Consider the following 20,794-nt stretch of genomic DNA (forward strand, 5'->3'; position numbering starts at 1 on the left):
CATGGCAACGTCATGACTATCGCATCATTTGAGCAATGCCGCCTTCCGCAATCTTCGCTGGCGCGCCGCCGTCTGCTTTGACGAGCACGGAACTCGGCCAACGAATGTGCAATGTGTGCGGCGATGGCCCTGAACCGGTTCTGAACACTTTTTCGAACATCGAGTCGCACGGGAACAGGGGAACGATAGCCGTGGGGCTGCGTTCAACTTCCGGATCGAGACAAGGGCCGAAATCAATGAAAATTGCGCAAGTCGCTCCCCTTATCGAAAGCGTTCCGCCGAAGCTTTATGGCGGAACCGAACGTATTGCTTCGTATTTAACGGAAGAGCTCGTGGCGCAAGGTCATGACGTCACGCTTTTCGCCAGTGGCGATTCCGTTACGGCGGCCAACCTCATCCCGTGTTGCGATGTTGCGCTCCGTTCTGATCCTAACGTTAGGGATCCGCTGCCCTATTACATGATGATGATAGATAAGGTTCGCCGACTGGCGTCCCGTTTCGACGTCATCCACTTTCATATCGATCAATTTCAGTTTCCGCTCTTTCGTTCTATCGCCGACAAAACGATCACGACCTTGCACGGTCGCCAGGATCTGCCCGACCTGCAATTGCTCTATCGCGCATTTCCCGAAATGCCACTCATATCGATTTCGGATTCGCAGCGCGCACCGATCCCTTATGCGAACTTCGCCGCCACGATCTATCATGGCATTCCACAGGAGCTCTATCAGCCGACATTCAATCCGCGCGGCGGCTATCTCGCGTTCATTGGACGCATTTCTCCGGAAAAACGCTTGGATCGCGCCATCGAGATCGCCCGCGCCGTCGGCTTTCCGCTGAAGGTCGCCGCCAAAGTCGATGCCGTCGACGTCGAATATTTCGAGCAGGTCATCAAGCCGCTGCTGCAGGGCGACGACATCCAATTCATCGGCGAGATCGGTGATTGCGATAAGGCGAAATTCCTAGGCGAAGCTTCGGCTTTGCTGTTCCCGATCGATTGGCCAGAACCTTTTGGCATGGTCATGATCGAGGCTATGGCCTGTGGAACGCCGATCTTGGCATTCGATCGCGGATCGGTTCGCGAGGTCATCGACGAAGGTGTTACGGGGTTTGTCGTCGAAGACGTTCAAAGCGCGATAGCCGCGCTGCCGCGTGTTCTCGCGCTCGACCGCGTTCGCGTTCGCCAACAATTTGATGAGCGCTTCACCGCTGCCTCGATGGCGATGAATTACGTCGATATTTACGCCCGCGCCTTCGCGGAAACAGATCGCGCGTTGGTACCGGTGCGGGGCGACGACGTCGCAATAGGGCAGGAAACACTCGTCAATTGATGTGATCGTTACTATGCTCATTGAGGAGCGTCTGCGATTGTAAGAGTGGCGCGATATCTTCGGAAGGGAGTGGTTCGATGGCAGTCGCGCCATCACGGCAGTCCGATCATGATGAAAACGAGATCGAACGGATTCATGCGGAAGCGGATAGCTCTCCGCGCACGCACGAAACGCTAAAGCATGACGATGCTTTCGCAGTCGTCGATACGCACGGCGATGTTGGCGCATTCGGCAATCACGTCGACGGCTTCTTTTTCAATGATACGCGGTATTTGTCGCGGCTTGAGCTGCTGATTGCGCGCCATTCGCCTTTGCTGCTCGGTTCAACGCTGGACAGCAAGGACCTGCAGCTGTGCTGCGATCTGACCAACACCGACGTCTTCGCCGAAGGCACGCTCTGGCTTCACAAGGATGTCGTCCACGTCTTTCGGACGACGTACGTGCGAGAAGCGGCCCTGCGTCAGCGTTTGGTCTTCACCAATCACTCCAACGTCGATTTGATGCTGCCGGTGTCGCTTATCTTCGATGCCGACTTTGCGGATATTTTTGAAGTGCGTGGGATGCGCCGGGAGAAACGCGGCAGTGTCAAGCGCGTCGTTGATGCGCCGAACTCGGTCCGCTTTGTTTACTCCGGCTTGGACAACGTCGTGCGGCAAACGACGATCCATGTCGATCCCGAGCCGGCATCTCTGAAAGAGACCTCGGCCTTCTTTCATCTGCACATTCCGGCCAAGCAATCCAAACGCGTCTTCATAACAGCAAGCGCCGGAACGGATCGCAAGCAGCCGCCGTGCTCCTACGTCAAAGGTTTGCGCGATGCTCATCGCGCGCAGCGCCGCATCGAGCTGGAGGCCGCAAGCATACGCGTATCCAATTCGGAATTGGATCAGGTGCTGTCCCGCGCGCTCGCTGATCTTCGGCTTCTGGTCACGGAAACGGAGGATGGCCCATATCCCTATGCCGGAACGCCCTGGTATTCGACAACGTTCGGACGCGATGCGCTCATTACGGCGCTGCAGGTGCTGTGGCTCGACCCTTCGATCGCGCGCGGCGTCCTGCGTCGTCTCGCACGCTATCAGGCAGTCGAGCACGACGCAGCAGCCGACGCGCAACCGGGAAAAATTTTGCATGAGATGCGAAACGGTGAAATGGCGGCGCTGCGCGAAATTCCGTTTGGTCTCTATTATGGCAGCGTCGATTCCACGCCGCTGTTCGTCGTCCTTGCCGGAGCTTACGTTGGCGTCACGGGCGACACGAAGATCCTGAATGAGCTTTGGCCGGCCATTCTGAAGGCGCTCGAATGGATCGACGGCCCGGGCGATCCCGACGGTGACGGTTTCGTCGAATACGCGCGGGAAACCGAAGCGGGGTTAGCGAACCAGGGATGGAAAGACAGCCACGATTCCGTCTTCAACTCTGATGGTTCGCTCGCGCAAGGCCCGCTCGCGCTCGTCGAGGTTCAGGGCTACGTCTATGCCGCCAAGATCGCCGCGGCGCGAATAGCGGATATTCTTGGACATCGCGAACTCGCAGAAAATCTTCGCGCGCAAGCCGCCATGCTTCAGCAGAGATTTGAAAAGGAATTTTGGTCGCCGGAAATCGGCACCTATGCCATCGCGCTCGATGGTGCCAAGAAACGCGTCGCGATCCGCTCGAGCAATGCCGGCCACATGCTGAGCACGGGCATAGCATCTCCCGATCGCGCCTGCAGTGTCGTCCAGCAGATGTTGTCGCCAGGTTTCTTTTCCGGTTGGGGCATTCGCACGATCGCGACCACCGAAGCGCGATACAACCCAATGTCCTACCACAACGGCTCGATCTGGCCGCATGACAACGCCATGATCGGCGCTGGCTTTGCGCGCTACGGACAGACGGAGCGCATCGAGCCGATTTTCGACGGGTTGCTCGACGCCGCGCTAAAGATGTCGCAAGGCCGGTTGCCGGAGTTGTTCTGCGGCTTTCGCCGTCGGCCGGGACGCGCACCGATTCTTTATCCTGTTGCGTGTTCGCCGCAAGCCTGGGCCAGTGGTGCCATGCTCCATATGGTCAGCTCGCTGATGGGCCTCGAAATCGATGGCGCATCGCGCACCGTCACGTTGCGCTCACCGCGCTTGCCGCTTCGAGCCGGAGAAATTGAGCTGCGCAACATTCGAGCGGGCGAAGGCTCTGCCGATTTCGTCTTACGTCGCCACCACGGCGTCGTGACGATTGACGTTACCAATTGCCGTGGCGGCGCCAAAGTCGTCTTGGCTTGAGCTGAACATCGGCGTCCGAGTGCGCGGTTTACGCCGCTGCCGTTTGCAAGCGGCGAACTTCAAGATCGACAAGCGATTTGTACGCCCCCGCCTTGCTGATCAGCGACGCCGGTGTCCCGTCCTGCACGATCTTTCCATTTTGAATCACGATAATGCGGTCGAAGTTGCGCAGCGTCGAAAGTCGATGCGCGATAGCGATGACAGTGCGACCGCGCATAAGCGTCGTCAGCGCTTCCCGGATCAGTTCTTCGGAATGCGTGTCGAGCGCCGACGTTGCTTCATCAAGGAGCAGCACCGGCGCATTCTTCAGGAAGGCGCGGGCAATCGCGATCCGCTGCCGCTGGCCGCCGGACAGCTTCGCGCCGCGATCGCCGACAACGGTATCGAGCCCATCTGGAAGTTGTTCGATGAAGCTCAGGCATCGCGCCATTTCAGCCGCGGCTAAGACCTCTTCATCGCTCGCATCGGGCCGGCCGTAGCGAATGTTATCCCGAAGCGAGCGATGAAAGAGGCTGATGTCCTGCGGCACGACAGCGATTGTCTTGCGCAAGGCGTCGTCAGGAAGCGTCGCGCTGACCTCGCCATCGATCAGAATGGCGCCATGCTGTACATCGTAGAATCGCTGCATCAGAGCAAAGATCGTCGACTTTCCGGCGCCGGACGGTCCGACGATGCCAACGCGCGCGCCCGGCTCGATCTTGAAGTTCAACGACGAGAAAACCTCTTTGCCATCCGGATAGGCGAAGCCGACATCGCGGAACTCGACGGTGCCGTGCGTCGTCGCCTCACGCTTCGCCGACGCGTAGATCGGCAGTTCGTGCGGGATGAGTAGCGTCCGTAGCGCTTCGGAAAAGCGGGCGAGATGCTGCGTCACATCGACGAGTGCCACGGCGAGATCGCGCGTCGCGCTGAGGATGGAAATACCCAGCGTGCAGACCAGAATGACGTCGCCCGGCGTTGCTCGGCCGGCCTGCCAAAGCGCGATCGACCACGCCAGCACGCACGACGTCAAAACGGCTGTCGTGAGCGCGTGGAAGATCCGCAGCCGTTCCAGAAAGTAGAGGCTGTCTTTGCGTGCACGGATTTCGCGGCTGATAACGCCGCCAAGGCGGCGATGTTCGCTGCGCATGCGCCCGAACGATTTGACGACGGAGATGTTGGAGATGACGTCGATCATGTCGCCGTCAACGTTTGCAGCCTCACGCGCATAAGCGTGGTGCAGCGGTGTCCCTCGCGCGGCCCAATAGAACATGATCACCACCACGACGCCGACGATGGCCGTAAGAGTGAAGGCCATCGCGACGCTGACTGTCGTCAAATAGATGATTGAGACAACCGTCGCGATCAGCGGCGGCAGGGCATTGAATGTCACCATGCTTTCCGTGGTGTAGAGCGCATTAGAAGTCGCGGTTATGCGACTCGTCAGAGCGCCCGGTGCGCGACCGTGGAAGAAGCTTGGCGCGTGCCCTGTCAGGTGCCGAAAAAGCTTCCGACGGACACGGCCGGTAACGCCTGTAAACGTCGAGTGCCCCAGCCACGCCGCAAGCCGCCAAGACAGATTGTCGGCGGCAATGAATGCAATGAGAAGAAAGAAAGCGGCCCAGACAGTTTGATGTTTCGTCGGATCGGAAAGCGCATCGACGAGTTTTTTGACGCCATATTGCGTCGAAACCGAAAACGTCACCGCGGCGATTACGGAGAGGAGAATCGCCAAGTGAGACCACCGATACCCGCGAATGATATCGGCAATGAAACGATAAGGATGCTTGGCAAATGCCGATAAATCGTTCGTCAAAATATCACGTCCCTCGATGGTCGACCGTTCGCGATAACAACTCATCGAAGCGAGGGCGGTTCATGGGCAGTGAGCGACAAGACCAATTGGTCGCGCCCTTCACTCGGATATGAGAATTGTCATCGGCTGATCGGCCTATACCGATGGCAGCCATCGGATTTCCGCGGGGCTGCGCTGTCCCTTGGGAACTGGGCAATATTCGCCCTTGTTCCTATTTCGGGTGGGAACACGAGGACGCCGTTTATGCAGAAATCTTTCGCAACATTTGTGAGCGTGCTGACCGTCGCACTTGCCCCCGTAGCCGCGTCCGCTCAGGACGCAACCCAGCAAACTCAGACTCAGACGACAACCCCACTGCCGCCGTCTCAGACGGATACGTCGAGCCCGCTGACGCCGACTAATCCCAATACCAGCAGTCCGTTGACCCCGACGCAGCCAAATCCCATCACAGGACAAAACCAGCAACCGTCGAGCGCCGCTGCCGTACAGTCGAGTTCGGAAGTGCCGTCAACGTTTGTCCAGGCACCGATCGAGGACAACCGCGTTGACCCATCGGCCCCGAGTCCGCTGCAGTTGGAGATCGATCCAACGAGCTCGGAGTCGGTGTTACTCAGCCCCGACGTCACACAATTGGCGCCGACTGCAGCCGGTGTATCGCTCAATGCTGTGCAGGGCACGACGTCGACGACGTTGCCGTCGCTTGGGTCATCGATCTCGCCGCCCACGTCGACGAGCGTCTATCCCGCGATAATCTCCGAGCCGACGGCTACGCAATCATTTCTTTCCTCACTGAGTGGAGCTGGGTTCGAGAGATCATTGTCGAACCGGCGCGTCGCGACGACTTCAAGTTCGAATTCCATGGCACCATTGATCGGCACCGCCGCCGTGATCAACTCAAGCCCGGTTGAGTCGATGACATCTGATCCGCCCGCAGTCGGCGCCTCAACATTCATGCGCTCGCTACGGTCTTCTTCGATCGTCTCGCCAAAGTTGGTTTCGACATCGCTCCGGCCGAGTTCGATCGGTCCGACAGCACTGCGCCCTGCCTTCCATGTCGGTTCATCAATGTCGGTTCATCGTGTGATGAGCAGTAGTCGGCGTTGAAGTGCTGCCTGCACAAACGTGTGGAACGAGTCGGCGGATAGCGCGTTAGCATCGTCGGACGGAGCGATAGGCTCCGCCCATGTAAGGAGCACCGGCGAGCATGTCCCGCCGGTGCTCCGATTGGACCCTTACAACACAGGATCGATGTATGAAGCTGGGCGAATTCACCCGTCGGGCCCGCGCGTCCCGTATGCAAAAAAAGGCGAAATACGAAGCCGCTTTTCAGCGCGCGATTCGCGATTTGGATCTGTCGGACGTATCCGCGACGCAGCGCCCCGCTCCGACCGTGCATTATCTGCGGAGCGAAACGCGCCGTCCCGTTTTATCGCTTTTCCCCAAAAACGATGCGCAGGACGATTCGCGGTCACGCGTCTGACGCCTGCATCTGACGTTTGACGATCGGCGAACGAACATGCGATGACGATTCCATGGCTCGTCGCACAGGAAGCGCTGATCTTCCACTTCATACCGGACGCGTTCCCGCGTGGCTTGCGGGGCGTATGGCCACGCTCGGCGCCGTCATCTGTCAGGCGATTGTTGAGCATTACGGCCGAGACGAGTTGCTCGGCCGTTTGGCACATCCCTTCTGGTTTCAGTCGTTCGGTGCGGTCATGGGAATGGATTGGCATTCCTCGGGCATCACCACGAGCGTCATTGGCGCCTTGAAACGCGGCCTGGAGCCGCTCAAGGACGATCTGGGCATCTATGTTTGCGGCGGCCGTGGCCGGCATTCGCGGCGAACGCCCGATGAACTGAACCTGCTCGGCGAGCGCATCGGCTTCGATGCGCAAGGCCTGACCCGCGCCAGCCGCCTCGTTGCGAAAGTCGATAGCGCCGCAGTCCAGGACGGTTTCGATCTTTATCTTCACGGCTTTTTCGTCACGCGCGAAGGCCGCTGGACGGTCGTGCAGCAAGGCATGAATGGAGAGAGACGCCAAGCCCGGCGCTACCATTGGCACTCTGGCGCACTGGCAAGCTTTGTCGATCAGCCGCATGCCGCGATCGAAGGGCCGCAGCAAGGCGAGATCATAAATCTCACGGATCGGAGAGCGGAAAAATCGCGTGCCGCGCAGCTTGATCTGCTCGCGCATTTAGGTCCTGACCGGATCGTGAAAGAGCTGCAGACGGAAATGCCGCCCGAAGCGCCGTCAGCCCAGCTATCGCTGCCGCACCTCGTCATGCCCGCGCATCACGACGTCCGTTCGAGCGACGTATTCACCCGTCGCTTGCACGCCACATTGGCGGCCGCGGCCGAGCGTGGGCCTGTCGATTTTCCGGAGCTACTGTTGACGCCCGGTGTCGGCGCGCGAACGGTGCAGTCGCTCGCGATGGTCGCTGAAGTTGTTCACGGCGCACCTTATCGCTTTCAGGATCCGGGTCGCTTTTCCCTGGCGCTCGGCGGCAAGGATCGCCAACCGTTCCCTGTTCCGGTCAAGGTCTACGACGAAACGATCACCGTGCTGAAATCGGCGATGCAGAAAGCGAAGCTTGGCAACAACGAAATGCTCGCGGCGCTGAAACGCCTCGACGATCAAGCCCGGCGGCTCGAAAGCTCCGCACGCGGTCCATCCCTCGAAGTGCACATCGCCCGTGAGCGTGCGCGTTCGCCGGACTACGGTGGTCTCTCGGTGTTTGGCTGGGAGAAAGAACCAGACGATAAAGCCAGCGGCTCGCGCTAGCGATACTCAGGTGCCGTATTGCGCGATGAGTTCTTTCAACTTCGGTTCGCGGACTTTCTGCGCGGCATCGCTCTGTGAAAACCACGCGCGGACGCGCTCGTCGCGCTCGAGCCAGCTCTTGCGCTGCTTCTTGACCAAAAGCGGATAGACATCGACGTCGACGATGCGAAAGGTGCCTTCCGGCATCTTCTTTCTGTAGCGATAGGTTCCAATCGGACGGCTGCGGATCTTGCCCGTTACGCCGGCTTCCTGCTGCGCTTCCCGCGCAGCGGCTTTGGGATCGCTTAGGCGCTTTGCCGGCCAGCCCTTCGGAATGACCCATCGCCGGGTTTCCCGCGACGACACGAGAAGCACTTCGAAACCTCCACCCTGCAATTTTCGCACGGGTAGTGCGCCAACCTGCCGAAGCGTCATGAAAAGATGTCCCGCCCTGTGTCTTAGGGGCCCGAATACAGGTTTGACATTGCGCACATCAACCAAATTGTCTGAACGTCGTATAGCAAACGTCGGATCGGAACCGATTTCTAGATAACTCTGTTAACGCACTAACGACGATCTGGGAGAAAATGCGATGATCTCCGACTTCGATCCTCGCCGCGACCCGGACGATTTGGAAATGGGGCGGCCGACCGTAAATTCCTCATGGCTGGCTGTAATCGTGCTGGTCATCGGCGTCGCGCTGGCAGGGTGGTACGTCTTGCTAAGCGGAATTGGTGCGTCCAGGCAGTCTTCGCAGGAGGCGAACTCCGGACCCGCCCCGGCGGCCCCGAGCACGCCATAACAGCCTTTACAAAGCAAAACTTTGGGACATGCTGGCAGGACCGAAATCAGTCCTTTTTTGCTTTGGCCTCTTCGGCAAGCTTATCGACCAATGCCTTGTCGATGATCGGCGGCTTCCGATCAGCTGGCCGCACCGGCTCGTCGTCGCGGCTGTCGACGGCAATCGCATCGCTGCCGGGAAACGTTTCTTTGAGAGCTTCGTCCAGTTCTTTGTCGACTTCTGCCTTGGGCTTCTCGCGATTCATAGGGGGGACTCCGCGAACGTTCGCCGATTTTCTTTTCAATCCGGGCTGACCGATATCAACGCGTGTGCCTGCCGAACAGTTCAGTTTTGCGCTGGGCCCATGCCGGGTCACGATAAACTATACGCATTTGCCAGCTTCGCCGTTATATATGTGTGCTGCCCCCGAATGCCATCATGCTGAGCAATCGCAAGATGGAATGGAGATCACGATGCATAACCCTCTTCAGGACCAAGGCTTCAAGTTTCACTTGATCGCCTACGTCATCGTCAACGCGATCCTGATTGCCGTCAATCTCATGAACCCCGCGCACATCTGGTTCTTCTGGCCGTTGCTCGGCTGGGGCATCGGTCTAGCGGCCCATGGATATGCCGCCTCGAAAGCGCTGGGCCGGCCAAGACGCCCCATCCCACGCATGAGCCGTTAGGCGGGGCGGCTGAGGCCGCCGGCCACGCCATTCCGGCGCGACGGCGTGCAGCAGTCGCGCAGACCTGCTGAGTGCGAACGCGCAGTGGCAATCGCCTGGCCGCCGCGCTAGAAGCGGGCGCATGCAGTCAAATTCTCGAACGTCTCCTGATACCGTTAGTCCAGCGCCGCTCAAGACGACCTTAGACGCGCCGATACGGTCACCGGCATTGGCCGAGGGCTTTGTGCTGCTCGACAACAGCACCAGCCTGGACGCGATCTCAGAGCTTTTCGAGCGCCCTACCGAAATCATCAGAGCCGATGCCGCGGACGAGGTCGCGCCCGCGCTCGCGGCATTGCAGGCAGGCATCGGTCGCGGACTGCATGCTGCCGGTTTTTTCTCCTACGAGCTTGGCTATCTGCTTGAGCCGAAACTGACCCACCTCTTGCCGACACAACGCAAGGTGCCGCTGCTGTGGTTTGGGCTGTATGAGGCTCCGCGTCAGCTGACGGGCGGCGAGGTCCAGCGGTGGCTGACCGAGGAAGCGATCGGCAATCCGACGCTCGGTGAGCTGGCACATAGCTGGGATAGCAGTTCTTATCTGAAGCGCTTCAATGAAGTTCAAAAGAACATCAGAAGCGGCGACATCTATCAGCTCAATCTGACGTTCAAGGCGAAGTTCAACCTTCAGGGCTCGCCGCTCGCGCTCTATCGCGATCTCCGCTTGAAACAGCGGGTCGCCTACGCAGGCATCGTCGATACCGGCGATGTGACGATCCTGTCGTCCTCGCCCGAGCTGTTCATCAAGCAGCATGACCGCATCATCGAGACGCGTCCGATGAAGGGGACCGCCCCGCGGGCCGGTACGCCCGAAGGCGAAGCCGAAGTGCGCAGCGCCCTTTCGAAAGACGTGAAGAACCGCGCCGAAAACCTAATGATCGTCGATCTGATGCGCAACGACCTCGGCCGCATCGCCGATCTCGGGTCTGTCGGCGTCACCGATCTCTTCACCGTTGAAACCTTCAAGACGCTCCATCAGATGACGTCGGGCGTCGAAGCCCGTCTGAAAGACGGCATCGGCATCGTCGATATTCTGAAAGCGATCTTCCCCCCGGGCTCAATCACGGGCGCGCCAAAGATCCGTGCAATGGAACTGATCCGGGAGCTGGAGACTGAGCCGCGCGGCGTCTACTGCGGTGCTATCGGCCGGTTTTCACCGGATGGGTCGGCGCAGTTCAACGTTGCGATCCGCACGGCCATCATCGACCGTAAGGGCTTCGGCGAAATGGGCATCGGTTCGGGCGTCGTCGCCGATTCCGATGGCCCGAAAGAATACGCCGAGTGCCTGCTCAAAATGAAATTCCTGACCGATCCCGTGCGCCGCTTCGAGCTGATCGAAACGATGCTGTACGTGCCGGGAGACGGCCTCTGGCTGAAGGGCTATCATCTCGCGCGCCTTGCCGCCTCCGCCGCATATTTCGGCTTTTCTTACGATGCCGAGAAGGTGCGGGATGCGATCGACGCCGCCATTGCAACGGCGCCTGATCAGCGACTGCGCGTTCGCTTGTTGTTGGATGAAGACGGCGCCGTTTCCGCAACCGCAACGCCACAACCAGAGACGGCGGCCGACGCGGTCATGCGCTACGTCATTTCCGATACGCGGATCAACAGCGCCGATCTTTTCCTTTATCACAAGACCACGCGGCGCGAACTCTACGACCGCGAATGGAAGCACTATCACGACACCCTTGGTGCCGATGAAGTGATCTATCTTAACGAAAATGGTGAGTTGGCCGAAGGTAGCCGCACCTCGATCTTTATCGAGCGCGACGGACGTCTCCTGACGCCACGCCTCGCAGCCGGTCTGTTGCCCGGCACGCTGCGGGCGGCACTGTTGGATGAAGGTCGGGCTGTCGAGGCGCGTCTTACGATCGAAGACGCCAACGCCGCAAAGACGATCTATCTAGGAAATTCGGTGCGCGGTCTGGTACGTGCCGGACCGCTTGTGCCGCCGTTATCGGTCGACAACCGGAATTAAGACTGATCCGGTTTCGACAGATACTTGACTGCCGGGCTTAAAGTTGATGACCGAGGTCTTGATGTCCTGCCGGGCGGCGATCGACATGGCGGCCAGAGCCGCTAACGTCAAAGCAATCGCAGCAACGATGGCTTTAGATGAAAGCCGCGCGCGACGTGCAAAGACCTGAGAAATTTCCTTGGGCATGTCCTGATCGATACGCGCCGAGATGTCGTCTCTCCAGTCCACCGGATGCCGCGCGACACCTTGCGCACGCGCAAACGGAGGCCTCACAAACGGCATAAATTGATACAGCTCGGACTAGACGCAAGACGCATAGCTCAGCGCCTCTACATGCCCCGTACCATGCAGCCAAGCATGAGGATGGTGTAAGCCACGAGCATCGCCCAGGACTCGTTTCCGGTTAGCATCGGGATCTCTGCACCGAAAAATTTCGACATCAGAACAACCACGGTCAAAATCACGGACAGCATAAAAGTAATGATGCTTGGCGCCTTCAATCCCATATCGTGAGTTCCCTCCTCGCTTCTCAATCGAACGCGCATGTCCGCCCCCCTTTTGTTCGCGGGTCCAAATCGCGAATCCTTATAGCAGGCGCCGATCACACCAGAGATGAGACTTCATCGATTGATGTGGAAAGGTTCGGCCGTTCAAGCCGAAGGGCGGTCGGCCTGTGGCCGGGAAAACCGCCTCGGCCGGAACAGCCGGGCAAGCCAGATCATGACGATGAGCGCCAGGAACCCGGCGAGGGCGACGGCCCGCGGATGTTTGTCCCAGAGCAGAAGAGGGGCCACACGGCCTTCCCAGACCAGCCGGCTGTCGTCGAAAAGCTCTTTGCTCGATAAGCCCTTATCGGGCGCCAGCATCATGTTAACCGCCGCCAGTTGGTCGCTGCTGGAAATGATCCGCTCGCGGACGGTGCGCGCAGCCAGGATCTGCATTTTCGCGGGCTCGGCAGCGACCACCTGCAAGACTTTTTCACGAGGGGCAGGTTTCAACCCTGAAAGATAGCCCGCCAGCGCCTTCAGCTCATCCTCCGACAACGAGCGCAGCAGACTGTCCAGTGCCGACGAATTGAGTGTGAACAGCATGTCGCGGGCGTCTGGCGGCACGCTCGCGATCTTGAGGATTGCGGACCGGTCGTTGAGCGCCAGGATTCTATCGAGCGATGCGCGGGTAAGATTCTTGGGATTGATCCGCTTATGCAACTCATAATCGGCGACGTTGCCGAGTTTGTCGCCCGCCAGCGCCGTCCAATCGAGCCCGGCCTGAATGGATTTGAGATCGCGGGCGATCTCCATGCCTTTGTCGGGCATCAGATGAACGGCCGAATTGAGCGTGCCGTCCTGCAGCCGCTTCAAGATAGACGGTTCGCCTTCCGACGTGACCAGGATCGAGACCACTTCATCGAGCCTCGGCAATGCCTCGGGCTTCACGCCATCGAGAAAAGTCTTGAACGCACCATTCTGGTCGGCGAGCTGCAGTACAAGGGCGTGCGCGCGTCGAAACGACTGCCAAACCTGAATGACCTGATCGGCGGCGGCCTGCGCAATCTCGTTGACGTTATCGTTCATCTGCGACTGAAGCGCGTTCGCCAGTTCGTCGCGCACCTTGTCCTTCGTCGCCGGCGCCTTCATCTCCTCAGCAATGATCGGCAGAACGCCGTTGCGGAAATCCCAAAGATCCTTCGCGATCAGGACAAGCCCGACGCCCCCCGCGACCACCGACACGAGCCGCGACAGGACGCTGCCAACCAGACGCTGGCCGATCCGTTCGGCAAGGTTTGCAAGCTGACGGCGAACGATCAGGATCGTTGCGCCGGCCAGTCCGGCGCCCGATTCTTTCAGCATCGCTCCCGTCGAGACGTCGCCGGAGCCTTTACTCGGATCGACGATGATGCCCTTGCTCGCATCGCCCGCCAGCGCGCTGGCGACCGCTCCGCCGTATCGCGGACCGACGTAAGCCTTGAGGCAATCGAGCAGGGGGCCGGTCGCGTCCGAGCTTGCGAACTCGATGGTCTTGCCGACCTCTTTGGCGACACCGGCAGCTAGGTCCTCGATGCCGGTCTTGACGGCATCTGAGCGATAAACGCGTTCCGCCACCATGGTCGCGAGCTTCTGCGACTTTTCGCTGTAGGCCAGCGACTGCAGCCGTTCTGACCAACTCGTTTCGCTCGTCACCTCGGCGACGGCGATGTCGACGCGGTTGTCGATGATCTGGTCGAGATTCCGCTGCCGCCACTGGTCGGCGACGAGCACTTTATAGTCGATCGACTTGGTGCCGTTCGTGATTGCGTCCGTTACGATCCTGGCCACGGCGGCCCTCAGCGAGGCATCGTCCTTGGCCTGGCAGGCCTCATAGTCGGCGCGGCTGATCGGGTCGGCAATGGCAGCCAGGGACGAGAGCTGCCCGAGCGCTAGGGCTGCAGCGGTGAGCAGCGAAACGGGCGGGCGTAACGAAAAAATCACTGCAGCTCAGTCCCAGCCTTGTCATCTACCGGTAGGCATCCGCAGGGCGGGGCCGGTAACGCACTCTTAAGTATAATTGACCCAATGCGGGTGACCAGTGACGACTGAACCTAAATCCAGGTTTATTCGTTGTGGTACCGGGATTTGGAGTGAGATCCGCACAGTTCGGTAATGTTCTGTTCATCGGGGAGCGATTAACGCGGTACCCTTGGTAACAGCGGCGGCGTTCACCACGTAGTATGCCGCAATGCAGCAACGTGTTAGGGAAGTCAGGCCGCGGCATGAAGTCCTGTTTAACCAAACGGAAGTAAGCGGATGTCAAAAGCTATGGCGTTTTCAGTTACTTCGTAATAGCTTCACAAATCACGTCTGAAGTACGGGTATCTGCAAGAAAGCTCAAATCTGCGGCGACGCGACAAAGTTGCGTTGGCATCCAAAGCCACCGCGTCGTAAGAGCCACCGACAGGGAAATAACGAGTTCAACGTAGGTAATGAAAAACAAAGAAAAATTTCAGGCCCCTCGTGGAAGTCTGTACATCCCCGGCGGCCGTTCGGGCATCCTGCTGATTCATTCTCTCGGCGGCTCGCCGCTGGAAATGAAAGCAGTGGCCCATGCGATGTCGCGCAAGGGAATGACAGTTTACTGTCCCGTTGTTCCAGGTCTGACCTTCGGAACCGACGTCTCCGGGCTTTCGACGTGGCAGGACTGGTATAAGTCGGTCGCAGCCGCTTTCGATCACATGCGGACTGTTTGCGACAACATCATTATCGGCGGTGCATCGGCCGGTTCGATCCTTGCTCTGCGGCTTGCCGCATACCGGCAGGATCAAGCTTGCGGCCTGATGCTGTTCGCCCCGACGCTCTCCGTCAACGGCTGGGCGATTCCGAAAACCATCAAGTTGTTCCACCTCGTCACCGACAAGTGGACGGCGCGACTCTTCAAGTTCCGCACGCCGGCACCGTACGGCATCAAGGACGAGCGCGTTCGTAACTTCGCGCTTGAGTCGCTGCGTGGCTCCGACAACATGCCGGCCGACATCACCGAGCGCGGTGGCGGCACGGTCTACGAATTCCTTTCACTCGTGCGTAACGTTCGGCCGATGCTGCCGCTCGTAAAGCTGCACACGCTGATTTTCCATCCTCGTCACGACGACCAGAGCGACATCAAGAATACGATGGCGCTTCAGCGACGCCTCGGTGGCTTGGTCGAAGTCTCGGTTCTCGACGACAGCTATCACCTCGTGACGCTCGATCGCCAGCGCGGGTATGTCGTTGATCGGTCGACGGAATTTGTTGATCGACTGCTTGCGCGTCAGGCCGACAAGGTCGCCGTGCAGAAAGCCGTCTCGTCGACGAATTCAAAGCAACTGGGAGCGGCTGAGTAGCCGCTCTTCCAGGCGTTTCCTGTCACAACAATCGCAATGCTATCAGCCCTTCCGGCCACGACTTGTGGCCGGGAGAGGTCAGTTGAAGTCACCCCCGGGCAACCCCGGCCACCGACAATTCCGGTAATCAAGCGTCCGCTTCGATCACGGGTTCGAAGCGACTGGCGGAGGCTCGGCGGTAACGGCCGCCTTCGCAACTTTCTTCTTTTTGTGATGCGATGATTTGGCGATGTCGGCGGCTCCGAGCTTGGAGGCGCCAGACGCCGTCTTGCTCTTCTTCGCGTTCGAAGCCTGCTTCTTGCGAACTGCAGGAACAGGCACCGGCACCGGCGGAAGTGCCGCTTGCGAATCGCATGACGGCAGGTCGGAAGGCGCACGCGTCCAGATGAAGGACTTGCCCAGGAAGCGCATGCCCTTGTAGCCCGTCACCTTTAACGTGTCTGGGCCGAGCAAATCGAGCGCTACACTGAAGGATTTGCCCTGCTTGGGGTCATAGACCCAGCCGTTGTCGAAGCCGCCATCCGAAATTTTCTCCAGATCGCCCAAGACGGGCAAGCCGCAGATTGGTCGGGTACGCTTCGAGGGCTCGGGATTATAGCGATCTATCTTCGGCTGACCGTCATCAGCCATCGGCTCTTTGAGCCAATAGATTTTCCCGCAGAGCGTCGTCGGCGTGCAGATCTCGATCTTGACCGCGCCTTTGCCGGTGTCGTCATACCAGACGCCGACTTCCTTCGGATCAGCCGCAGCGGTGGACGCCTGCATCGTAAAGCCGAGTAAAAATCCCGCGGCAGCGATTGCAGCGCCTGAACAATTCGCAATGTTGAAGCAACGCATGACAATAAACCGCAGATGAAAGTTCAACTTTCATACTCCTATGCCGCGAAAGAGGCAAAACATTGGAACCTATTTGTTAAACCCTCGCTAAGGCTTCCGTAATTTTGTCTTGGGCCTTACGTATAAGATGCTTAGCGGCTAATTCTGGCAAAACGTGACGCGGACAGAATAAGCGTTTCGCTGTAGTAGCGACGAGCCAATAGCGCTATACGACCCAGGCGTGCATGGGCGCGCCGTTGTTCGATTTCAGGTCAGCGCCGAGTTTGGGCCGGCAGCCCCTTTGGAAACGTTTGAGAGACCCCGCAGGCACATGGTTTTTACGCTCGCGCTTCGTAATCTTCTGCATGACCGCGTCCGCCTCGCCGTGACGCTGATTGGCATTTTATTTTCGATTGTCCTCGTGGCTGTGCAACTTGGTCTGTATCTCGGTTCGAGCCGCATGATCACGGCAAACATTGCGCGCTCGAACGCGGATCTCATCATCACCACATACGGCGCGAAAAGCTTCGAAGACGGCGGCCTGCTGCTGGGAGACCGTGAGCGGCATCAGGCTCTCGCGACCCCCGGCGTCGAAAGCGTCGTTCCGATCGTCGTTGCCTTTGCCGAATGGCGTAAGCCCGAGGGCGGCTCCTCGCGCGTCGTTCTGATCGGTGCCGATGCCGACGACCAGGGTCTTGTCCCGTGGTCGCTGACCAAAGGCACGATCGAGGACATCAAGGCGCCTGACGCAATCGCTGTCGACCAGACTTATCTTGGCGAGCTTGGCATCACCGGCATCGGCGATACGGCCCAGGTCGCCAACGGCCGCGTTAAGATCCGCGCGCTGACGGAAGGCATCCGGTCGTTTACCCAGTCGCCCTACGCCTACACGACGCTCAACCGCGCGCGCCAGCTTCTGGGCGCTGACGACGACAAATCGACGTTCCTGCTTGTAAAGCTCGTTCCGGGTGCAAACGTCCAGGAGGTGCAGAAGGACCTCGCGCGCCGTCTCGATTCAGCTGACGTGCTGACGAAAGACGAGTTTGAATCGCGTAGCCTCAAGCAGTGGCTGTTCCGGACCGGCGCCGGTCTGGCCCTGATCGGCGGTGCCATTCTAGGCAGTCTCGTGGGTACGGTGATCGTGGCGCAGACCCTTTATTCGAGCACGAAAGACCACATTCACGAATTCGCGACCTTGCGTGCGTTAGGGTCTTCAAGAGGCTACATTTACAAGGTCATCCTGGCTCAGGCGGCGCTCAGCGCGGTCATGGGATATGTCCTGGGTATGGTGATAGCGTTATTGATACTTTACCTCAGTAGGAACTCGTCGTTGCCATTGGTCATGACCCCTGGTTTGGCATTCTGGCTCTTCGCACTGACACTCTTCATGTGCGCGATCTCGGCGCTTTCGGCCATCGTCAAGGTCACGAAGATAGATCCGGCCACGGTGTTTTCGAGATGACCATAACACCTGTCCTGCGCGCAGAAAATATCGTCAAGGAACTGGGCTCGGGCGCCGGTTTGGTGGTCGCCGTCAAGGGCGTCTCGCTCGACCTGGTTCCCGGCGAGCTGACGCTGCTGATGGGACCATCGGGCTCCGGCAAGACGACGCTGCTCTCCATTCTCGGCTGCATTCTGAAGCCGACATCGGGCAGCCTGCGCATTGCCGACACGGTCATCGACGGTCTCTCGGCCGAAGAGTTGGCCAAGGTCCGCCGCGATCACATCGGCTTCATCTTCCAGTCCTACAACCTCTTTCCGACGCTTAATGCGCTGGAAAATGTGCGTATTGCCCTCGACGTCCGCGGCATTAAAGGCTTCGAAGCCACCAGCCGCTCCGAAGAGGTTCTGCGCGAAGTCGGCCTTGGACACCGGCTGACGAACTACCCGCGCAATCTTTCTGGTGGCGAACAGCAGCGCGTTGCTGTCGCTCGTGCCATTGCAAGTTCCCCGTCCGTAGTGCTAGCGGACGAGCCGACGGCCGCTCTCGATAGCGAAAACGGCCACGCCGTGATGGCGCTCCTGTCGCGCATTGCCAAGGAGCAAAATCGTAGCGTGTTGGCCGTGACGCACGATCCACGAACGCTCGGATATGCCGATCGCGTCGTGCGCATCGAAGACGGTAAAATCGTCGGTGAGGAACGCCGGCCGGAGGGTATCGATTCCCCCGAAATTACGGATTTGACGAAGAGGCGAAAGCTGCATGCTTAAGAAGATTGATCCGGCGGTCGCGACCATTGTGGTTGCCGCCACCATTGCGCTTGTCGGAGGCTTTGGCGTCAACGCCCTGACACAAACCGAATCCCTGTTTTCGAATATTGCGGGCTCGGCCCACGCCGACACGACCGCCCCGGCACCGCAATGGGCCGCTTCCGCCACCGCGCGTGTCGAGCCGAAAGACGGCGAGGTCCGCATCGCCAGCGAAGTCGGCGGCAAGATCGTCGAAATCCTCGCCAAGACCAACGACATCGTTAAGACAGGCGATCTTCTGATCCGTCTCGATGACGCGGACTACTACAACAAGATTTACGCCGCTGCCGCCGAGGCGAGCGTCCGCGAGCGTGAGCGCGCCGACGAGCCGGCAACAGGTCCGGCGCTTGATCGCCGCAATGCCGACGACGCCGTCTTTAAGGCTCAGCAGGCTGTATTCGACGCGCACGAAACGTTCGATAAGGTTTACCGCGCTTGGAAATCCGCCGATGGTCCGGAAGACGCCGTCGACAAGGCCCGTCAGGATCTGGCCGAGAAGAAGAAAGCTTTGGCAGCCGCCAAGGATAAGCTCGCTCAGGTCGAGAAAGAGCCCAACATGCCGCTCGAGCAGCGATTGGAATCCTCCCTTGCGCTGGCGCGCTCCGATCTGACGTCGGCAGAACTGGCACTTGAGCGGACCCGCATTCGCGCGCCTGCCGACGGCACGGTTTTGAACGTCCTCGCCCGCGTCGGCGAGACGGCCGTCCCGTCGCCGGACAGCGCTCTTGTTGTCTTCGGCGACATGTCGAGCCTGCGCCTGCGCGCCGAAGTCGAAGAGCGCGACGCCGCCAAGGTTCACGTCGGCCAGCGTGTCGTCGTGAAGGCCGACGCCTTCCCCGACAAGACGTTCGAAGGCACCGTCACGTCAATCTCGCAGTCGCTCGGTGCGCCGCGCATTGCAACCCGAGGCCCGCGTCGTCCGAATGACGTTGAGGTCGTCGAAGTGATGATCGCGCTCGATGGTCACCCGCCGCTGTTCACGGGCATGCGCGTCGATGCATTCTTCAAGCTCGACAACGAAGCCGCGACCAGCATGCCTTCGACGACCAAGACGAACTGATCGCGTTATCTTGGGATGAAAACAAAAAGGGCGTCGGCGTTTATGCCGGCGCCCTTTCTTTTGAGCTGAAGCGTGCCGAAGATCACTCAGGCGGCAGCCGCTGCAGTCGCATCGATATGCGCCGCAAGTTTCGGATCGAGCCGCAGCGCGGCCGCAAGCGACGACAAGAATGCTTGTTCGGCAGGCGAGTTATCGGCCACTGCAATGCGCGCTGCGGTGTAAAGCTGAAGCGCTTCCTGCGGATTTTTGACCGCATCCGCGAGGTCCTGGACGGACGCCGGGTTATTGAGTTCTCTTGCGAAGAACGCCTCCGCCTCGCCGTCGAGGCCCGCCTGTTTCAAACTGCCGATGATTTTGTCGTGCTCGTTGACATCGATCCGTCCGTCGGCATGCGCCGCGGCGATCATCGCCTGGATGTAATGCACGGCGGCATCGTTGCTGACGGCGGCAGGCTCGAAGCCTGATCCAGCCGGCGGCGGCTCCGTCGATGTCGCGCCCGTGACGAGCGGCCGTCCGGCCTGATAGTTCTGCAAAGCTTTGTAGGCGAGGCCGCCGATCATCGCCAAAGCGCCAAGCCGCGCCGCGCTGCCCGCAAGCGATCGTCCCGTCTGCGTGCCGAGCAACAGTCCGCCCAAGCCACCCGCAGCGGCACCTGCCGTGTAGGGATTGTTCTGGATGAAGCCTTTCAGCTTGCTGATGATTTCAGCTGCCTGCGGATCAGACGCAAGGCGGCCGAGCGCATCATTTGCGCCTGTCGCCTCGCCAAGGCGCGACGAGCCTTCTTTCACTCCCTGCGTCGCCTGCGTGAAAACCTTGCCAAGAATATCGCCAATACTGCCGCCGTCGGTTACGGCGCCTCCGGCCTGCCCAAGCTTGTCCTTGAGCTGAGTAAGAATATCGCCGAGTTCGGGATTGGAGCCGGAAGGCGCGGCCGTAGCGCCCGCGCCAGACGATGTCGACTGTCCTTGCGACAAGCTTTTCCCGATCTGACTCAGGATATCTCCGAGGCCGCCGCTGCCGTTTCCGCCAGCGGGCGCTCCACCCGCACCGCTGCCAGCGTTTTTCAATATGTCGTTCAGTATGTCTCCGAGACCGCCACCCGATTGCGGCGATGAGCCGGCTCCGGAAGGCGAGGCACCTCTAACAATATTTTCCAGAATGGATTTGGCGTCGAACATAGCGGGG

At 59.5% G+C, this 20,794-nt stretch carries 20 protein-coding genes; 10 read left to right on the plus strand and 10 right to left on the minus strand.

All coding sequences use genetic code 11. The features are described 5' to 3' along the window. The first annotated feature begins 236 nt into the window (after positions 1-236). Positions 237-1,331 (plus strand): glycosyltransferase family 4 protein, encoded by a 1,095-nt coding sequence (locus tag RLW55_RS07330; protein ID WP_414464096.1) that lies wholly within the window; start codon positions 237-239, stop codon positions 1,329-1,331. A gap of 77 nt (positions 1,332-1,408) precedes the next feature. Continuing rightward, positions 1,409-3,586, plus strand: a complete 2,178-nt coding sequence (locus RLW55_RS07335; protein WP_423416012.1) for a glycogen debranching N-terminal domain-containing protein — start codon at positions 1,409-1,411, stop codon at positions 3,584-3,586. A 28-nt stretch (positions 3,587-3,614) separates the two neighbouring features. Here the strand turns inward: RLW55_RS07335 and RLW55_RS07340 are convergent, their stop codons facing one another. The 3 genes from RLW55_RS07340 to RLW55_RS07350 all read right to left on the minus strand — a co-directional run bounded on the left by RLW55_RS07340 (position 3,615) and on the right by RLW55_RS07350 (position 6,334). Further along, the gene (locus RLW55_RS07340; protein ID WP_423416013.1) at positions 3,615-5,426 is read right to left on the minus strand and encodes an ABC transporter ATP-binding protein; all 1,812 of its coding nucleotides are present in this window, start codon (positions 5,424-5,426) and stop codon (positions 3,615-3,617) included. A 320-nt stretch (positions 5,427-5,746) separates the two neighbouring features. Further along, a complete protein-coding gene (locus RLW55_RS07345; RefSeq protein ID WP_409561260.1) occupies positions 5,747-6,106 on the minus strand; it encodes a hypothetical protein in 360 nt (119 codons plus the stop codon). A gap of 12 nt (positions 6,107-6,118) precedes the next feature. Continuing rightward, positions 6,119-6,334 (minus strand): hypothetical protein, encoded by a 216-nt coding sequence (locus RLW55_RS07350; protein WP_409561259.1) that lies wholly within the window; start codon positions 6,332-6,334, stop codon positions 6,119-6,121. A gap of 299 nt (positions 6,335-6,633) precedes the next feature. Here RLW55_RS07350 and RLW55_RS07355 point away from each other — a divergent pair, with 299 nt between their 5' ends. Together RLW55_RS07355 and RLW55_RS07360 are read left to right on the plus strand one after the other, a co-directional pair. Beyond that, a complete protein-coding gene (locus tag RLW55_RS07355) occupies positions 6,634-6,861 on the plus strand; it encodes a hypothetical protein (RefSeq protein WP_423416014.1) in 228 nt (75 codons plus the stop codon). Positions 6,862-6,913: 52 nt separating this feature from the next. After that, positions 6,914-8,164, plus strand: coding sequence for a DUF763 domain-containing protein (locus RLW55_RS07360; protein ID WP_423416015.1), 1,251 nt, complete (start codon positions 6,914-6,916; stop codon positions 8,162-8,164). 6 nt (positions 8,165-8,170) lie between these two features. On the opposite strand, the gene RLW55_RS07365 is transcribed toward RLW55_RS07360, so the two are convergent. Further along, complete coding sequence (locus RLW55_RS07365; protein WP_409561256.1) at positions 8,171-8,578, minus strand: NUDIX hydrolase; 408 nt, start codon at positions 8,576-8,578, stop codon at positions 8,171-8,173. 413 nt (positions 8,579-8,991) lie between these two features. After that, the gene (locus RLW55_RS07370) at positions 8,992-9,189 is read right to left on the minus strand and encodes a hypothetical protein (protein ID WP_409561255.1); all 198 of its coding nucleotides are present in this window, start codon (positions 9,187-9,189) and stop codon (positions 8,992-8,994) included. A 208-nt stretch (positions 9,190-9,397) separates the two neighbouring features. Here RLW55_RS07370 and RLW55_RS07375 point away from each other — a divergent pair, with 208 nt between their 5' ends. Further along, the gene (locus RLW55_RS07375; protein WP_013949804.1) at positions 9,398-9,613 is read left to right on the plus strand and encodes a 2TM domain-containing protein; all 216 of its coding nucleotides are present in this window, start codon (positions 9,398-9,400) and stop codon (positions 9,611-9,613) included. Between the two features lie 121 nt (positions 9,614-9,734). Continuing rightward, a complete protein-coding gene (pabB, locus tag RLW55_RS07380; RefSeq protein WP_423416016.1) occupies positions 9,735-11,630 on the plus strand; it encodes an aminodeoxychorismate synthase component I in 1,896 nt (631 codons plus the stop codon). On the opposite strand, the gene RLW55_RS07385 is transcribed toward pabB, so the two are convergent. The 3 genes from RLW55_RS07385 to RLW55_RS07395 form a co-directional block, all read right to left on the minus strand. Beyond that, entirely contained in the window at positions 11,607-11,816 is a 210-nt protein-coding gene (locus RLW55_RS07385; RefSeq protein ID WP_409561253.1) for a hypothetical protein, read from the minus strand. The genes pabB and RLW55_RS07385 overlap by 24 nt on opposite strands. 143 nt (positions 11,817-11,959) lie before the next feature. Then, positions 11,960-12,175 carry a hypothetical protein gene (locus tag RLW55_RS07390; RefSeq protein ID WP_013949801.1) on the minus strand — a complete coding sequence of 72 codons (216 nt, stop codon included), beginning with the start codon at positions 12,173-12,175 and terminating at the stop codon, positions 11,960-11,962. Positions 12,176-12,280: 105 nt separating this feature from the next. Continuing rightward, positions 12,281-14,098 (minus strand): hypothetical protein, encoded by a 1,818-nt coding sequence (locus RLW55_RS07395; protein ID WP_423416017.1) that lies wholly within the window; start codon positions 14,096-14,098, stop codon positions 12,281-12,283. Between the two features lie 491 nt (positions 14,099-14,589). Between RLW55_RS07395 and RLW55_RS07400 the strand changes: the two genes are divergently transcribed. Continuing rightward, positions 14,590-15,483, plus strand: a complete 894-nt coding sequence (locus RLW55_RS07400; protein ID WP_013949799.1) for an alpha/beta hydrolase — start codon at positions 14,590-14,592, stop codon at positions 15,481-15,483. Positions 15,484-15,627: 144 nt separating this feature from the next. Here RLW55_RS07400 and RLW55_RS07405 read toward each other — a convergent pair whose 3' ends face one another. Continuing rightward, positions 15,628-16,347: a DUF2147 domain-containing protein gene (locus RLW55_RS07405; protein ID WP_013949798.1), complete on the minus strand. Its 720-nt coding sequence runs from the start codon at positions 16,345-16,347 to the stop codon at positions 15,628-15,630. Between the two features lie 283 nt (positions 16,348-16,630). On the opposite strand from RLW55_RS07405, the gene RLW55_RS07410 reads away from it, so the two are divergent. The 3 genes from RLW55_RS07410 to RLW55_RS07420 are packed head-to-tail and all read left to right on the plus strand — an operon-like array spanning position 16,631 to position 19,609. Next, a complete protein-coding gene (locus tag RLW55_RS07410; protein ID WP_409561250.1) occupies positions 16,631-17,761 on the plus strand; it encodes an ABC transporter permease in 1,131 nt (376 codons plus the stop codon). Further along, a complete protein-coding gene (locus RLW55_RS07415; RefSeq protein WP_409561249.1) occupies positions 17,758-18,510 on the plus strand; it encodes an ABC transporter ATP-binding protein in 753 nt (250 codons plus the stop codon). Before RLW55_RS07410 ends, RLW55_RS07415 begins: the two co-directional genes overlap by 4 nt. Beyond that, positions 18,503-19,609 (plus strand): HlyD family secretion protein, encoded by a 1,107-nt coding sequence (locus RLW55_RS07420; protein WP_414464090.1) that lies wholly within the window; start codon positions 18,503-18,505, stop codon positions 19,607-19,609. The genes RLW55_RS07415 and RLW55_RS07420 overlap by 8 nt, the downstream gene beginning before the upstream one ends. A gap of 86 nt (positions 19,610-19,695) precedes the next feature. Here the strand turns inward: RLW55_RS07420 and RLW55_RS07425 are convergent, their stop codons facing one another. Further along, positions 19,696-20,787: a tellurite resistance TerB family protein gene (locus RLW55_RS07425; RefSeq protein ID WP_423416018.1), complete on the minus strand. Its 1,092-nt coding sequence runs from the start codon at positions 20,785-20,787 to the stop codon at positions 19,696-19,698. Positions 20,788-20,794: the final 7 nt, after the last annotated feature.

This window comes from Hyphomicrobium sp. B1 (assembly GCF_049532635.1).
Taxonomy (GTDB): Bacteria; Pseudomonadota; Alphaproteobacteria; order Rhizobiales; family Hyphomicrobiaceae; genus Hyphomicrobium_B.

Coding starts and splice junctions, on each gene's coding strand:
- RLW55_RS07420 (WP_414464090.1), top strand. CDS start 18,503: ATGCTTAAGAAGATTGATCCGGCGGTCGCGACCATTGTGGTTGCCGCC.
- RLW55_RS07410 (WP_409561250.1), top strand. CDS start 16,631: ATGGTTTTTACGCTCGCGCTTCGTAATCTTCTGCATGACCGCGTCCGC.
- RLW55_RS07350 (WP_409561259.1), bottom strand. CDS start 6,334: ATGAATGTTGAGGCGCCGACTGCGGGCGGATCAGATGTCATCGACTCA.
- RLW55_RS07370 (WP_409561255.1), bottom strand. CDS start 9,189: ATGAATCGCGAGAAGCCCAAGGCAGAAGTCGACAAAGAACTGGACGAA.
- RLW55_RS07360 (WP_423416015.1), top strand. CDS start 6,914: ATGGCTCGTCGCACAGGAAGCGCTGATCTTCCACTTCATACCGGACGC.
- pabB (WP_423416016.1), top strand. CDS start 9,735: ATGCAGTCAAATTCTCGAACGTCTCCTGATACCGTTAGTCCAGCGCCG.
- RLW55_RS07425 (WP_423416018.1), bottom strand. CDS start 20,787: ATGTTCGACGCCAAATCCATTCTGGAAAATATTGTTAGAGGTGCCTCG.
- RLW55_RS07400 (WP_013949799.1), top strand. CDS start 14,590: ATGAAAAACAAAGAAAAATTTCAGGCCCCTCGTGGAAGTCTGTACATC.
- RLW55_RS07390 (WP_013949801.1), bottom strand. CDS start 12,175: ATGCGCGTTCGATTGAGAAGCGAGGAGGGAACTCACGATATGGGATTG.
- RLW55_RS07415 (WP_409561249.1), top strand. CDS start 17,758: ATGACCATAACACCTGTCCTGCGCGCAGAAAATATCGTCAAGGAACTG.
- RLW55_RS07365 (WP_409561256.1), bottom strand. CDS start 8,578: ATGACGCTTCGGCAGGTTGGCGCACTACCCGTGCGAAAATTGCAGGGT.
- RLW55_RS07385 (WP_409561253.1), bottom strand. CDS start 11,816: ATGCCCAAGGAAATTTCTCAGGTCTTTGCACGTCGCGCGCGGCTTTCA.
- RLW55_RS07355 (WP_423416014.1), top strand. CDS start 6,634: ATGAAGCTGGGCGAATTCACCCGTCGGGCCCGCGCGTCCCGTATGCAA.
- RLW55_RS07335 (WP_423416012.1), top strand. CDS start 1,409: ATGGCAGTCGCGCCATCACGGCAGTCCGATCATGATGAAAACGAGATC.
- RLW55_RS07330 (WP_414464096.1), top strand. CDS start 237: ATGAAAATTGCGCAAGTCGCTCCCCTTATCGAAAGCGTTCCGCCGAAG.
- RLW55_RS07340 (WP_423416013.1), bottom strand. CDS start 5,426: ATGAGTTGTTATCGCGAACGGTCGACCATCGAGGGACGTGATATTTTG.
- RLW55_RS07375 (WP_013949804.1), top strand. CDS start 9,398: ATGCATAACCCTCTTCAGGACCAAGGCTTCAAGTTTCACTTGATCGCC.